At 49.8% G+C, this 15,449-nt stretch carries 8 protein-coding genes and 2 riboswitches; all 8 genes read left to right on the top strand.

Features of this window, described 5'->3' with window-relative positions:
- Positions 1 to 2: 2 nt before the first annotated feature.
- The 8 genes from LQE92_RS06415 (at position 3) to LQE92_RS06380 (ending at position 15,446) form a co-directional block, all read left to right on the top strand.
- Positions 3 to 470: a hypothetical protein gene (locus LQE92_RS06415; protein ID WP_231062166.1), complete on the top strand. Its 468-nt coding sequence runs from the start codon at positions 3 to 5 to the stop codon at positions 468 to 470.
- Between the two features lie 191 nt (positions 471 to 661).
- Positions 662 to 3,202, top strand: a complete 2,541-nt coding sequence (locus LQE92_RS06410) for a cysteine peptidase family C39 domain-containing protein (protein WP_231062165.1) — start codon at positions 662 to 664, stop codon at positions 3,200 to 3,202.
- A gap of 176 nt (positions 3,203 to 3,378) precedes the next feature.
- Positions 3,379 to 4,668, top strand: a complete 1,290-nt coding sequence (locus LQE92_RS06405; protein ID WP_269141882.1) for a UDP-N-acetylglucosamine 1-carboxyvinyltransferase — start codon at positions 3,379 to 3,381, stop codon at positions 4,666 to 4,668.
- Positions 4,669 to 4,789: 121 nt separating this feature from the next.
- Positions 4,790 to 4,893, top strand: a riboswitch (SAM riboswitch).
- A gap of 153 nt (positions 4,894 to 5,046) precedes the next feature.
- Positions 5,047 to 6,240: a methionine adenosyltransferase gene (gene metK / locus LQE92_RS06400; RefSeq protein ID WP_231062164.1), complete on the top strand. Its 1,194-nt coding sequence runs from the start codon at positions 5,047 to 5,049 to the stop codon at positions 6,238 to 6,240.
- 219 nt (positions 6,241 to 6,459) lie between these two features.
- Positions 6,460 to 7,425, top strand: coding sequence for an ROK family glucokinase (locus tag LQE92_RS06395; RefSeq protein ID WP_231062163.1), 966 nt, complete (start codon positions 6,460 to 6,462; stop codon positions 7,423 to 7,425).
- Positions 7,422 to 9,164, top strand: coding sequence for an ABC transporter ATP-binding protein (locus LQE92_RS06390; RefSeq protein ID WP_231062162.1), 1,743 nt, complete (start codon positions 7,422 to 7,424; stop codon positions 9,162 to 9,164). Before LQE92_RS06395 ends, LQE92_RS06390 begins: the two co-directional genes overlap by 4 nt.
- 45 nt (positions 9,165 to 9,209) lie before the next feature.
- Positions 9,210 to 9,404: riboswitch (cobalamin riboswitch) on the top strand.
- A gap of 166 nt (positions 9,405 to 9,570) precedes the next feature.
- Positions 9,571 to 14,193, top strand: coding sequence for a TroA family protein (locus LQE92_RS06385; RefSeq protein WP_231062161.1), 4,623 nt, complete (start codon positions 9,571 to 9,573; stop codon positions 14,191 to 14,193).
- The gene (locus LQE92_RS06380; RefSeq protein WP_231062160.1) at positions 14,193 to 15,446 is read left to right on the top strand and encodes an ABC transporter substrate-binding protein; all 1,254 of its coding nucleotides are present in this window, start codon (positions 14,193 to 14,195) and stop codon (positions 15,444 to 15,446) included. Before LQE92_RS06385 ends, LQE92_RS06380 begins: the two co-directional genes overlap by 1 nt.
- Positions 15,447 to 15,449 lie beyond the last annotated feature (3 nt).

Here is a 15,449-nt window from a genome sequence, read left to right as displayed (position 1 = left end):
AGATGGCAGAACGATACAGTGATTTTATTTGGGATTATTATGGAGGCCGCCCATTCAGGCGGACATATCCCGGCGGTCTGATGCGTCCAGTTTCCTGGATGAGGGCCGCGGATCTGGAGTATGGAAACAGCCAGAGCGCTCAGATGAGCGGCAGTATGGCAGACAGCCAGGATATCGGGCGGGACATGGAGTATTTCCAGGCGATGTATCCTGAGAAAATGAAAAAAATCCAGGGAAGCATTAATGATCTGTGCGATACCATTGATTATGAAGGAAGTATCCTATATGATGAATACCCAGACCGGGTAGGACTCCGCAGGCTCTGCGATGAGGTCTATCAGAAGGAGCTTCCGGAGGAAGCCAGTGACGTCGAGGCAGAGTGGCTGAAAGCTGCCATAGAGGTTCTTTTATATCACGAAGTGTGCAGAAGAAGAATCCGCAGGAGCAGCAGCAGAAAAAAATACTGGTAGGAATACTAAGAAAAAGTTAATAAAAAAGCGGTTGAGGTTTCTTTTGTTTGACCTTACAATATAGTCATGGTAAAATTGCCATGGCTATATTTATCCTGCGGAGTAAGGCTGCTTTGCGGCATCACGTCAGTGCGCGGAGCGCGGCAGGTGATGATAGGTTTTAGGATATGGATAAATGAGGGAGTGCACCCATGAAGAAGATATTAAAGCGTCTGCTCGTCCTGGCCATAGTATTTGTGGCCGCAGTGGCGGCAGTTCTGTTTTTTACAAGAAAAAAGAAACAGGAAGTAGTTTATGCAGTCATGGACAGCGCGAGCCTTCCGGTGGTGACCATGGAGTTTGAAGGCAGCGCGGTCAACACTCTTCATGGCTATACCGATGCCATGGAGGCCCCGTATATGAGGGATACCATCACCCCCATACCGCAGGACAGGAAGCTGTTTTTTCAGGTCAATACGTATGGAAACACCGTAAAGGGCATTGAATTTGAGATACGCAGTCTGGACGGTAAGAATTTAATAGAGACAAAGTCTTGTGATTCGTATTCTGGGGACAGTGAAACAGTGCGCGGTGAGATTGTTCTTCAGGATCTGCTGAATCCGGAGACAGAATACATTCTGATACTGAAAATAAAGACTGATAAATGGGACAGTGCATATTATTATACGCGGATTCGTTATTATGGAGATACTCACATTGGAGAACAGATCGCGTTTGCTCAGAACTTCAGTGAACTGGCTTTTTCGAAAAATACCTCGGAGGAATTGACGGTTCAGCTGGAAAGCAGCAGCGATGCCGACAACAGCTCCCTGGGCTATGCGGATATTAAGTCCAGTTACCGCCATGTGACCTGGGGGGACTTGTCGCCTCAGCGTTCAGGAGAGATCAGAGTCAATATTAAAGAAATGAATAAAATGGTGGGTTCCATTGAGCTTTCGTATGGCATTACGGCTGAAGGGGATTCTGGTAAGGTGGAATCTTATAATGTAAAGGAATTTTTCAGCGTCCGCTATGTAGACGGGAAACTGTGGCTGATCGCTTATGAACGCACCATGGATCAATCCTTTGAAGCGTCTGATATTACCATACAGAATGGAAAGATAGAACTCGGAATCGTGAGTCCGGGGAATCTTCCCATTGAGACGGCCAGCGCCGGGGATTATACGGCATTCGTGGCGGACGGAGAACTTTGGAGCTATAATAAAAAAGAAAATGAGGCGTCGAAGCTATTTTCCTTTAAAGAAAAAAATGATCACGGAGTCAGGACTCTTTATGACCAGCATAAATTTCGGATAATCAGCGTGGGGGAAGAGGGCGATGTGGCTTTTACCGTCTATGGGTATATGAACCGGGGAAGCCATGAAGGTGAGTGCGGGCTGGTATTTTATCAGTACAGCCGGTCGGAGAATGCCATTCACGAAGTGTTTTTTATTCCGTCCACCAAGCCGTATCAGATTCTGAAGGAGGAGATCGGCACACTTTCTTATGTAGGAAATAACCAGCTTTTTTATCTTATGTTCGGAAACAGCATTTATGCCATTGATTTTTCCGGTGAAGAGTACGTGGAGATCATCAGCGGGATGAAAGAGGACTCTTTTGTTATCAGCGAAGATTCCAGCGCCGTGGCGTGGCAGGAAGAGGAAGACATCTACGGAGGAAAGAACATCCAGGTATTCTATATGGATGATGGGACAAATTTCACGATTCATGCTTCTGAGGGAGAGACGATTCGCGCGCTGGGATTCATTGACGGAGATTTTATCTACGGTAAGGCGAGAGAATCCGATATAGAAAAGGGGAGCCTGATCGTCAACTATCCGATGTATGCGTTGGAGATAATTGACCGGCAGCAGCAGATCCAGACCACTTATCAAAGGGATGGAATCTATATAAGCGATATCCAGGTGGAAGAAGGAAAGATACAGATAACCAGGGAAACAAAAGGTGCGGACGGTGCGTGGGCCGCGGCTCTTGACGACGCCCTGATTCAGAATCAGGCTGGTGAGGAGGAAAAATCCGTTGTTTCCAGCCGGATTTCAGAAATTAAGAAAACGACTTATTCGTTAAATCTGTCTTCCTCGGACAATAAAGAAAAGGTATTGAGTATTACCACCCCGAAGGAAGTGGCCGGCACGGATACGAGAGAGCTGAGCCTGATATCCACGGCAGACCTGGGAAAAGCGGATAAGAGATACTATGCTTATGCCAGCGGGAGGCTCCAGGGAATCTGTTATTCTGTGCGTGAGGCCATTGGTCTTGTGTACGATAAAATGGGAGTTGTGGTGGATAGTGGTGAAAACTATATCTGGACCAGGGCCAACAGAGCTGCAGAGGCTCTGATAGATGTGAACAGTTTGGCGGCGTCCGCCGAAAATGAAAGGCTGGCGGCCTGCCTTTCCATTATGCTGAAGCAGGAAAATATCACAATGGACGTGGCCGGAGAGCTGGCTTCCGGGAGAACGGCCTATGAGATACTCAATGATGCATTTTCCGGCAGAGCCCTGGACCTTCACGGGTGTATACTGAACCAGGTGCTTTATTATGTAGACTGCGGCTACCCGGTGTTGGCGCTGACGGAAAACGATAAAGCGGAGCTGATCATCGGTTACGATGTGTTTAAAAACCTGATTCTTTATGATTCTCTGACGGGGGGAACTTATAAAATGTCCCAGGACGATGCGGAAGCTTACTATGCATCCTATGGATATCCGTTTGTCAGCTGGATAAAGTAAGAAACCATTTAATTCTTAAGGAAATCTTACAAAAAATAAAAAAGATTTTACAAAATAGAAAGAGATTGTTATAATAGACCAATAGACAGTGGTACAAACTAAGGATACATGACAGCACAGGATAAAGAACATCCGTTGTTCTAAATAAAAATGAAGAATGTAGATGAGGTGTCATCATGCAATATGTGATTAAAGGCGGGAACCCTCTTGTGGGTGACGTCGTGATTGGGGGCGCGAAGAACGCGGCTCTGGGTATTTTAGCGGCTGCAATCATGTCTGATGAGGATGTAATCATAGAAAACCTTCCTGATGTGCGGGACATCAATGTACTTTTGGAAGCAATTGAAGGGATTGGCGCAAAAGTATTTCATATGGATGCCCATACGGTCCGTATCAATGGTTCTGCTATCAATACGATTCGGGTAAATGATGATTTTATAAAGAGGATCCGTGCGTCTTATTATCTTTTAGGGGCGCTTCTTGGGAAGTACAAGAGGGCGGAAGTGTCACTGCCCGGCGGCTGCAACATTGGGAGCCGTCCCATAGACCAGCATTTGAAGGGCTTCCGCGGCCTGGGCGCCAGGGCTGAGGTGGATCACGGCATGGTGGTGGCTGACGCGGCTCACTTGAGCGGCGGCCATATATACCTGGATGTGGTCTCAGTAGGAGCTACGATCAATATTATGCTGGCGGCGGTGCTGGCAGAGGGAAACACGATTTTAGAAAATGCGGCAAAAGAACCTCATATCGTAGATGTGGCAAATATGCTGAACAGCATGGGAGCCAACATTAAAGGAGCCGGAACGGATATCATCCGGATTAAGGGAGTGCCGAAGCTCCATGGCACCACGTATTCCATCATTCCTGACCAGATAGAAGCTGGCACGTTTATGTTCGCGGCTGCGGTGACAAAAGGTGATGTGACCGTTAAAAATGTGATTCCCAAGCATCTTGAGGCGATTTCCGCAAAGCTCATTGAGATGGGCTGTGAAATCAGCGAGTTTGATGATGCTGTGAGAGTAGTCTGTAAATCCAGACTGAAATATACGCATGTGAAAACCCTGCCGTATCCGGGATTTCCGACTGATATGCAGCCGCAGATCTCTGTGGCGCTGTCTTTGGCAGAAGGGACCAGTATGGTGACGGAGAGCATCTTCGAAAACCGTTTTAAATATGTGGATGAGCTGGCCAGAATGGGAGCCAATATAAAAGTAGAGAGCAATGTGGCCGTGATCAACGGTGTGGACTGCCTGAGCGGAGCGGATGTGAGCGCTCCGGATTTGAGGGCGGGAGCGGCGCTGGTGCTGGCGGGCCTGGCAGCGGAAGGCCATACGGTCGTGGATGAGACAAAGTACATTCTCCGCGGATATGAGCGTTTTGATGATAAGCTGCGTTCTTTGGGAGCCATGATCGAGCAGGCGGAGGATGATAAGGATGTGGCGAGGTTAAAACTGGAAGCGGTTTGATGCTATAAACTGCTTGACACAGTTTAGAAACTGCGCTATTTTATACAAGTAGGTATTCGTGCGAGAGTACTTGATTGCGGCATATGCCGCAGTCTACAATTTCATATGAAGTCCCGCAATTCCCTTATTCAGAGTGGTGGAGGTACAGAGGACCTGTGAAGCCACGGCAACCCCCGAAGTGGAAGGTGCCAACCTGAGCGAGTTAGATTTATCGAACAATAAGAGGATTTGATACTGCTGATATCGAGTCCGCTTATGCGGGCTCATTTTACGTTAAACAACGAGCCCTGTACCGTCATATTTGAGGAAACAGCTTGTCTGCACAATTGTGATTCTGAATATGGCAGGCGCGGCAGAGCGAAAGAGAAAGGAGATACAATGGAAAAATACTTATTTACATCGGAATCCGTAACGGAAGGCCATCCGGATAAAATGTGTGATGCGATTTCTGACGCTATTTTGGATTCATTGCTGGAGCAAGATCCCATGAGCCGTGTGGCATGTGAGACATGCTGCAACACAGGGTTTGTCATGGTCATGGGAGAGATCACCACCAATGCGTATGCGGACATCCAGAAGATCGTACGGGATACAGTGCTGGAGATCGGCTATAACAAATCAGAATACGGCTTTGACGGAAACACCTGCGCTGTGATGGTGGCACTGGATGAGCAGTCGCCTGATATAGCAATGGGAGTGGACAAGGCCCTGGAGGCACGGGAGCGTTTAATGTCCGATGAAGAAATCGAAGCGATAGGAGCCGGCGACCAGGGAATGATGTTTGGATATGCCACCAATGAGACAGAGGAATATATGCCTTATCCCATCGCGCTGGCACATAAGCTTGTGAGACAGCTGGCAAAGGTCAGAAAGGACGGTACGCTTTCCTATCTCCGGCCGGATGGAAAGAGCCAGGTGACAGTGGAATATGATGAAAACGGGAGACCGATTCATCTGGACGCGGTGGTTCTGTCCACACAGCATGATCCGGATGTGAGCCAGGAACAGATACATGAAGATATTAAAAAATATGTTTTTGCACCGGTCCTGCCGGAGAAGCTGGTGGATGACGAGACGAAATATTTTATCAATCCTACGGGGCGTTTTGTAATCGGCGGGCCTCATGGAGACAGCGGCCTGACCGGAAGGAAGATAATCGTGGACACCTATGGCGGCTATGCAAGGCATGGCGGTGGAGCTTTTTCCGGCAAGGACTGCACAAAGGTGGATCGTTCTGCCGCGTATGCTGCCCGCTATGCGGCCAAGAATCTGGTTGCGGCCGGTTTGGCAGATAAGTGCGAGATCCAGTTGTCCTATGCCATTGGAGTGGCTCAGCCTACTTCTGTCATGGTGGACACCTTCGGCACTGGAAAACTGCCGGACGAGCGCCTGATGGAGATTGTCCGTGAAAACTTTGACCTTCGTCCAGCCGGTATCATCAAAATGCTGGATCTGCGGAAGCCGATCTATAAACAGACGGCAGCGTACGGTCATTTTGGGCGTGACGATCTGGATCTGTCCTGGGAACGCCTGGATAAAGTGGATGAGCTGAAGCGTTATCTGCAGGGATGACCTGACATACTGTAAGGAAGAGATTCAATGGATATTTTGAAATGACCGGGCCCGGTCGATGGAATCGGGGCCCGGTCATTATTATATCCATGACAGATAAGTTCTTGCAAAACTGCAATTATCGGGTAAAATAAGAAATAAGAATTTAAAACTATCCGGGCCAGGGACCGTGCGGGAGCATAGTCCGGCAGGCGGCGGAGGTACAGGATGGAGGCAGTTATGGGCAATATATATGCAGGCGTAGATCTGGGAGGCACGACGGCGAAGCTGGGCCTTTTGACAGATGAAGCATCTTTAATACGGAAATGGGAGATACCCACGAGAAAAGACGACGGGGGGAAGCAAGTCATACCGGACATCGCCGCCTCTATTAAAAAGAACATGGAGGAAGAGGGGATCCAATTCTCAGAGCTTGCGGGCGCGGGGCTGGGAGTGCCGGGACCTATCCGCCAGGACGGATATCTGGAAGTCTGCGTGAATATCGGCCCGGGAATGCGGGATATGAATCCGGTGAAGGATTTGAGCGGTCTTTTGGGCGGCATTCCGGTAAAAGGGGGAAATGACGCAAATGTGGCGGCCTTGGGTGAAATGTGGCAGGGCGGCGGGAAAGGCTACAGAGATGTGGTAGCAGTGACACTGGGAACCGGTGTGGGCGGAGGAGTCATCCTGGACGGGCATATTGTGGCCGGAAGCAAAGGAATGGGCGGAGAGATTGGCCACATGGTCATGGATTGGGACTGGAAGGAACCGGAGGTCTGCAACTGCGGGAACCGTGGCTGCCTGGAGCAGATTGCATCTGCTACCGGCATAGCCCGCCATGCCAGGATTTTTATGAGGGAAAGCGACAGGCCTTCCGTGCTCCGCAATCTGCAGCGGGTGACGGCCAGGGATGTGTTTGATGCGGCCAAGGCTGGCGATGGCCTGGCGGAGGATGTGGCGGACTACTGCATGATGTATCTGGCCAGGGCTATGGCTTATGTATCGCAGGTGGTAGATCCGGAGATCTTTGTAATCGGCGGCGGTGTATCCAAAGCAGGACAGTATCTTTTGGATCTGATAAAGAAACACTATGATCCCCTGATCAAGCTGACCCGCGGGAAAGCAAAGCTGGCTCTGGCCAGGCTGGGAAATGACGCCGGAATCTATGGGGCGGCCAAAATGGTGATTGACGAGAGAGAAAAATGAAAAAGAAAAGTTTTGTATCATATTATAAGCCGTATCTGGGATTGTTTCTCAGCGATATGTTTTTTGCGTGTTTAGGTGCGGCGATAACTTTGGTGATTCCGCTCATTATCCGGTATATTACCGGAACTGTGATCGGATTTGAAACGGATGCCGCGGTATCCATGATTTTCAAGCTGGCAGCCCTGATGCTGGTCATGGTCGCCATAGAGTTTTTTTGTAATTTCTATATAGGGTATTTTGGTCATATGATGGGAGCAAAAATGGAGCGGGACATGCGCCATGAGCTGTTCGGGCATTATCAGAAGCTGTCCTTTACCTTTTACGATGACCAGAAAGTTGGACAGCTGATGTCGAGGGTGACCAATGACCTGTTTGACATCAGTGAGCTGTGCCATCATGGACCGGAAGATCTGGTGATCTCTGTTATCCGGATAATCGGTTCTTTGATAATCCTGTTGTTTATCAATGTTCCGCTGGCCCTTTCTGCCGCGGCGCTGCTTCCGTTCATGCTGTTTTATGCCATTGTCCTCAATAAGAAGATGAAGCGGGCATATAAAAGGAACCGGGAGAAGATCGCGGATGTCAACGCCCAGATTGAAGACAGCCTTTCCGGTATCCGTGTGGTCAAGTCCTTTGGGAATGAAGACACGGAAATGTGCAAATTTGACGAAGGCAACCAGCGGTTCCTGGAGAGTAAACGGGACAGCTACCGGTATATGGGAGTTTATAATGCCGGACTGGGAGCGTTTACCACTTTGATGACAATCGTGGTGATATCCGTCGGAGCCTTGCTTCTGGCTAAAGACAGGCTGGATGCGGCGGATTTGGTGGCGTTTCTTTTGATGGCGGCTAACTTCACTGACCCGGTCAAACGGCTTGTCAGCTTTACAGAACAGTTCCAGAACGGAATGTCCGGCTATGGACGGTTCCGTGAAATACTGAGTATACAGCCGGACATTGAAGATGAACCGGATGCGGCGGATATTAAAGAAGTAAAGGGAGAAATCTGTTTTGAGGATGTGAGTTTCCGTTACGCTTCTTCTAGAGATGATGTCCTTCATAATTTGAATATGAGGGTGAAGCCGGGAGAGTATATCGCGCTGGTCGGTTCCTCGGGTGTGGGGAAATCTACGTTGTGCAGTCTGATTCCGCGTTTTTATGAGGTCAGCGGGGGAAGGGTGACTCTGGACGGAAAGGACGTCCGGAAGATAAAGCTTAAAAGTCTGAGAAAGAATATAGGAATCGTCCAGCAGGATGTTTATCTGTTTGCGGGGACGGTGTATGAGAATATCTGTTATGGAAAACAGAATGCAGGGAGAGAAGAGGTCATAAAAGCCGCCAAAGCTGCCAATGCCCATGAATTTATCATGGAACTTCCAGACGGCTATGATACGGATATCGGACAGCGGGGCGTAAAGCTGTCAGGGGGCCAGAAGCAGAGACTGTCTCTGGCGAGGGTATTTCTCAAGGATCCGCCGGTCCTGATCTTCGACGAAGCCACTTCTGCGCTGGATAATGAAAGTGAGCGGGTCGTACAGGAGGCTCTGGAGAAACTGGCCAGAGGAAGGACCACATTTGTGATCGCCCACAGGCTGTCGACGATCCGGAACGCGGAGAAAATATTGGTGTTGACCGATGACGGGATTTCTGAACAGGGGAAGCACCAGGAATTAATAGAATTAGACGGAGTCTATGCTAAGTTCTACAGGATGCAGTTCTCATCAGGCCATGAATCTTGACTCTTTCCACTTGTCAAAGAACAAACAATCTGTTATAATCAGGAAAATAAACATAGGATTTTCAGTGCCCTGTGCCGTTAGGCACAGGGGTAAAAGGGAACCGGGTGTAAATCCCGGACGGTCCGGCCACTGTGAACAGGGAGTGAAACCGCAAAAAGCCATTGTACCGCAAGGTATTGAGAAGGCGCGGAAGAACGATGATCTGTAAGTCAGGAAACCTGCTGAAAATGTTGGTGAATTGCTTCCGAAGAAAGCATGATATTCATCCAGAAATGGACTTATTTTAGTGTCTGCACTTCGGAGAAGGGCAGGCTTTTTTTATGTATTTAGGAGATAAAAAGTGTCCGATCAGATCGGGCGGCCTGCAGAAGAAAAAAACGCGACACGCGGAAAGGGGATTGTTAAGATGAAACAAAAAGGTATGAGCCTGCTGGCTTTGCTGTTAGTTTTCTCGATGCTGTTGTCTCCACTGTCAAATATCGGAGCAGATGCGGCAGCGTCTGAGTTGACGGAGGAGAGCGGCGCAGCATTATCAGAGGAGATGAAAGAGCCGGCGGCGGAGGAGAGCAGCGCGGCTTCAGAGGAGAAAAAAGAACCGGAGCCGGAGGAGAGCAGTGCGGCTTCAGAAGAGAAAAAAGAGCCGGCGGCAAAGGAAAGCAGTACGGCTTCGGAAGACAAGAAGGAGCCGGCAGCAGCAGAAAGGACGGAAACCGGAAAGGAAAGCAAGGCGGAGAGCAGTGCGGCAGCGAAAGAAAGCAGTGCCGCGGAGACACTGGCCGCGTCCGAAAGCGGTGCGGAGCCCACGTCTGTGGCTGACGCCGGAGAAAAGAATAATGATACAGTCCAGACGGCTTTATTGGCAGCCAATGTAGATGAGCAGCCGGTGAAGCCGACGGCCGCCATAAGCGGTGTGATGGTATTGAAAAACGACGGCAGTCAATATGGAATGTTTCCTATTACAAACGCAGCCTGCACTGTAAAAGGAGATGTGATAGAGATTTCCTTCCAGACCGGTGCCAAAAAGACATTTGACTGGCTCTATCTGGGGTATCAGTCCGACGGGAGCAAACCGGGATATTTTACTGGGGTCAGGACCGGAAACACTTGTGAGTTTACCATCCAGGTTCCCGTCTCTTCCGGAAACAACTGGATTCCAGTTTCTGTGGGCCGTTCCGATCAGGGAACCTGGTCGGAAAATTATCTGTGGATGAGTATTCCCAAGGTGCTGCTAATCACAAAACAGCCGGAAGCGGTCAGCAAAAAGGCCGGGGAGATAGCGGTTCTTTCAGTGGAAGCTGACGGGGAAGGAGTGACATATCAGTGGCAGTACAGCTCCGACGGAAGCGGATGGACAGATTGTACGGGAGACAGCGCGCAAGCTGCTGATTACAGCTTCACCATGGAGGCAGTATTGGCGGGGCAGTACCGCTGTATGGTAAAAGACAGTGCGGGAGCAGAAGCCGTTACAAATGTGGTGAAGGTCAGTGCGGCCAGCGAGCAGGAAGGGTATCTGGCCAATGACGGAATCACCGCCGTATATGGCAGCGACGACGCCAAAAAGCCCGGACAGGCCTACACCATGTTTAAGATCGCGGCGTCAAAGGCCGTGGTCAAAGGTGACGGAATTGAAGTTACAATCTGGGTAAGTCCGGCGTCCAGCGGAAAATTCTCTTATGACGCAATCTATATTGGAAAGAAAGACGACGATCCCAAGGAGCCGGTCGTTTTTGGAGAAACAGATGCAGATAAGAATCTCCAGAAATTCCAATTTACCGTCTCGTCCAGTGCGATGGGCGGAGAGGTTCATTTTGTGCCGAGAAGCGCTTCCAAAGGAACATGGAGCACCAGCAGCTCTCTGGCATTTCAGATTCCTGCACCGGACAATTTTAAGAAGCCCTCGGAGATTACCATTACCAGCCAGCCCGCGAGCGAAACTGTGACGGGTGCGGGGGCCGAAGTCATTCTTACGGCGGAGGCGTCAGGCGAAGACGGAACAGCCCTGTCTTACCAGTGGCAGTACAGTGCGGACGGAAGCCAATGGACGGATTGTATTGGCGACAGCGCAAAAACTGCGGAATACCGTTTTACTATGTCGGAAGATCTGGCGGGGCAGTACCGCTGCGTGATCACAGACGGGAACGGCACAACAGCCACATCCTCCACAGCCGCTGTCAGAATGCCGTCGGCTCCTGTGATCACGGGGAGTACGGTTAAAGTCGTAAAGGACAATGGCGCCGAGTTTGCAATGTTTAAAGTCGGCGAATCCACCGTGATTGCGGATGGAGAAGAGCTGGAAATTACAATCTCCACAGCAAATACGTCTTTTGACAAGCTATATCTAGGCTTTAAGGATGATGCTTCCAAGACACCGGTGACTATGGGAACAAAGCTTGCTTCCGGCGGCTGGACCTTTACCTTCCGTGTCTTGGCGGCCGATAAGGGCAAGGTGCTCCCTGTCTCTCTGGGATATCCGGAAGGCAGTGTTAAGGACTGGTATACGAATCTATACCTCTGGATTTACATTCCGGATGAAGGGATTGAGACGCTTCCCACAGAGACGGATACGATCAAGGCTATCGCGGGAGGGACCGGAGCTTCTTACAATAATTTTACAGTTGTTTCCTCTAAGGCAGTGCTTAAGGGGAATACGATGATTCTCACTCTGTATGTAAAAGGAAATACATGGTCGAAGCTGTATCAGGGTGTTCAGTCTGATACCAATAAAACAGTGACCTGCACAGGCTCCTATGATCGGGACACCGACAGGACGGCCTTCACCTTCCAGGTTCCGGCGAAGAAGCAGGGAATGAATATTCCCATTACCCCCGGAAATGACAGCGGCTGGTTCAGCTATGCCAGAGATCTGTTCATCAATGTTCCAAATCTGGCGGGGATCACAAATACGATGGCAGACGGCACTTATGACTTATACGGCTCTGCCTATCCGGTATCCAATTATACAAGTCTCTGCTTTGAGCGGGGGAGCAGCCTCACGATCAACGGCAGTATGGCCACAGTGACTCTGGTCACCCAGGCGAGGGAATATGATAAGCTTTATATCGGCCTGGCCAGTGACTCGGATTCCGTGAAGGACGCAAAATCCGTAAAAGCAGTTCCCAGGACGGATATCGGTGATACCTATAAGAGCTTTACTTTTACCATCCCGACCGCTGATCTGGGAAAAGAAATCAGCTATGTTGTGCATGCAGAAAAAAGCAACGTCTGGTCAGAGAAGTCGGGAAGCTTCTTCATAAACGGCCTTTTGGATAAAACGGGAGATTTGCCGGATCAGGACCCGGAACCTGCAGATCCCGCGGTTCCGTCTGACGGAAGCTACAAGGTGACTGTGGATTCCAGCGCGGCCATGTTCCGGGTAATGGACTGTATCCTGACCGTGAAGAACGGAAAGATGAGCGCGGTACTCACTCTGAGCGGAACCGGCTATGATTATCTGTACTTGGGAACAGCGGCTGACGCGGAAAAGGCGGATAAGTTCTCCTGGGCTCCTTTTGTGAAAGATGCCAGCGGGAAATACACCTATACGATACCGGTAGCGGCGCTGGATCAGGGAATTGCGGTGGCAGCACATTCCATTAAGAATGACAAATGGTATGACAGGACTTTGACTTTCCGGTCAGAGACGATGAAGAAGATCGGCGATATCTCCGGCGGAGAGGACGAGCCGGTAACGCCTGTGGATCCCGATAATGGCAAGGACGACGGAAACCAGCCGGATGTGATTCCTGACAATGACGGAAAAGCCGACAGTGAGTCTAAATATGAGTCTGATACCAGTGGTTCCACCGGACGGGTGAACAGTGCAACGACTCTGGCGGACGGCGTCTATAAGCCGGATAAATTTTCGTGGTCCGGCGGCACAGGAAGGGTAAGGATATCCTGCAACAAGATTACCGTAAAGAACGGACAGGCCTATGCAACACTGGTATTCAGCAGTGACTCTTATCAATACGTAAAAGCCAACGGAAACACTTACTATGCCACTAAGAGTGGCGGTACGGCCACTGTCGTCATTCCTGTAGCACTGAATAAGAATAACAAGATTCTTGGCATGACGACGAAAATGTCAGCAACTCACGAGATTGAATATACTATTTTTATTTATCTGGCGGCGGCAGCAAATGGAGAAGCGGCCGGAGAGAACAGCAATGAGAAGCTGGATGAGACGGCTCCCCAGATTATCGGACTGGAGTATCAGTCTGAGGCTAAGCTTGACTACGCGGAATATTTCAAGATTTATCACTATGATCAGGATATTGTCCTTTTAGAGATCGACTTGACGAAGGATACGGCGAGAGACCCGGAGAGGCTGACGGAAGAAAAGGATGGCGGACAAGAAAAAACAAAAGAACCTGTCGAAACGGATATTGTCACTGAGGATGGGGAGGAACTTGTCCCCAGCGAAGGTGAGATTGCCGCAGAGCTTTACAAAGGAAATATTGTGAAATATCTCCTTGTCCCGGACGACACCGAGATTCCGGTTGGCCTGGAACAGGATATGATCATCGTGCGGATGCCTGTGGACAAAACCTATGCCGCTTCTGATGAGATTCTGGAGATGATGGAGACACTGGGTATCCTCGATAATCTGGCAGCGGTCGGCTGTGAGCAGGAGGAATGCGGAATTGATTCTGTCGCGGAAAGAATGACCGTGAAGGATGGAGAAGAAGAAGCTGATGTGATTTTTGGCGGACAGTATGATCTGCCCGATTATAAGGCCCTGATCAAAAAAGGAACCAATCTGGCTGTTCTGCCCGGTGAACTGCTTCCAAGGGAAAAAGAGGCTGAAGAGCTTACAGCAGAAGAACAGACGGAACGCTTCGAGGAGAGTGCCGGGAACTTTGCCATGTTCAATATCCCGGTGGTCATCGATCGTTCTGTCGATGAAGAGACTGAGCTGGCTAAATACGAGTGGATCAAAGTATATGGCGTGCTTTTCGGCTGTGAGGAAAAAGCGGACCAGCTTTTTGAGGCGGCTGTGAAAAAAGCGGCGCAGCAGGAGAGCAGATGATGAAGAAAAAGTTATATCAGGTTACTGCACTGGTACTGGCTGCAGTCCTCCTTTTGGGGGGATGCGGCCAAAAAGCAGAGAAGGAAACAGAAAAGCAGGCGTTCCAGGACACACAAGAGACTTCCGCAGAAACGAAGACGACGGCCGGTACGGTAAGTGGTCAGGCGGAGACAGAGGGAACGACGGCGGCCAGAGAGAGCGGCGACGCGCCGGAAATCGCAGGACTTACCTATGAGTCCGCAATGGAGCTCATCTATGCTGAGGGATTTGACGTATATTTTTATGAAGGCGGCTACGGACTGATCGACGTCCATGACAGCGCCAGATATTTGGTGGTTCCGGAAGGCAAGCCGGTTCCGGATGGCTTGGACGAGGGCATCATTGTGCTGCCGCAGCCGTTGGATCAGATTTATCTGGCAGCGACCTCAGCCATGGCCCTTTTTGCCTCCATGAATGCGCTGGATGCTATCCGCTTGAGCGGTACCCAGGCCTCTGGCTGGTATATAAACGATGCTGTAAAGGCCATGGAAAGTGGAGATATCCTCTTTGCTGGAAAATACAGCGAGCCGGATTATGAACTTCTGGTAAATGAACAGTGTGACCTGGCCATTGAGTCGACCATGATCCTTCATTCCCCAAAGGTGCAGGAGATGATTGAAATGCTGGATATCCCGGTGTTCATCGACCGCTCCAGCTACGAGAGCCATCCGCTGGGAAGAACGGAGTGGATCAAGGCATACAGTGTTATGGTGGATAAGGAAGATGAAGCGAAAACATTTTTTGACCAGCAGGCCAAGGTAATCAGCGATCTGAAAGATTTTAAAAACACTGAAAAGACAGTGGCGTATTTCTATGTCAGTACAGACGGTTCTGTTGTGGTAAGGAAGCCCACAGATTATATTCCGAAGATGATTGAGATTGGAGGTGGGCGCTACGCGTTTTCCGACCTTCGGGATGAGTCAGGGAAGACATCGATTCCCCTGACCATGGAGGAATTTTACGCAGCTGCCGTGAATGCAGACTATCTGGTCTATAACGCATCCATCGACGCGCCGCTGGCCGGTATGGAGGATCTGCTGGCTAAAAGTGAGATGTTTGAGGACTTCAAAGCGGTGAAAGAAGGAAATGTCTGGACGACAGGAAAATCGCTGTACCAGGCAACGGACATAGTCGGGGAGCTGATTCGCGATCTGCACCTTATGCTGACCGGCGGTGACGCGTCCCAGATGACGTTTTTAACGAAAGTGGAGTAGACG

The sequence above is a fragment of the Lientehia hominis genome, from assembly GCF_021044755.1.
GTDB classification, from domain to species: domain Bacteria; phylum Bacillota; class Clostridia; order Lachnospirales; family Lachnospiraceae; genus Lientehia; species Lientehia hominis.
The sequence above is the reverse complement of the archived record's forward strand: the minus strand, read 5'-3'. Positions and strand labels throughout refer to the sequence as shown.

Excerpts from the sequence above, each read along its gene's own strand:
- LQE92_RS06415 (WP_231062166.1), top strand. The coding sequence starts at position 3 with ATGGCAGAACGATACAGTGATTTTATTTGGGATTATTATGGAGGCCGC.
- LQE92_RS06410 (WP_231062165.1), top strand. The coding sequence starts at position 662 with ATGAAGAAGATATTAAAGCGTCTGCTCGTCCTGGCCATAGTATTTGTG.
- LQE92_RS06405 (WP_269141882.1), top strand. The coding sequence starts at position 3,379 with ATGCAATATGTGATTAAAGGCGGGAACCCTCTTGTGGGTGACGTCGTG.
- metK (WP_231062164.1), top strand. The coding sequence starts at position 5,047 with ATGGAAAAATACTTATTTACATCGGAATCCGTAACGGAAGGCCATCCG.
- LQE92_RS06395 (WP_231062163.1), top strand. The coding sequence starts at position 6,460 with ATGGGCAATATATATGCAGGCGTAGATCTGGGAGGCACGACGGCGAAG.
- LQE92_RS06390 (WP_231062162.1), top strand. The coding sequence starts at position 7,422 with ATGAAAAAGAAAAGTTTTGTATCATATTATAAGCCGTATCTGGGATTG.
- LQE92_RS06385 (WP_231062161.1), top strand. The coding sequence starts at position 9,571 with ATGAAACAAAAAGGTATGAGCCTGCTGGCTTTGCTGTTAGTTTTCTCG.
- LQE92_RS06380 (WP_231062160.1), top strand. The coding sequence starts at position 14,193 with ATGAAGAAAAAGTTATATCAGGTTACTGCACTGGTACTGGCTGCAGTC.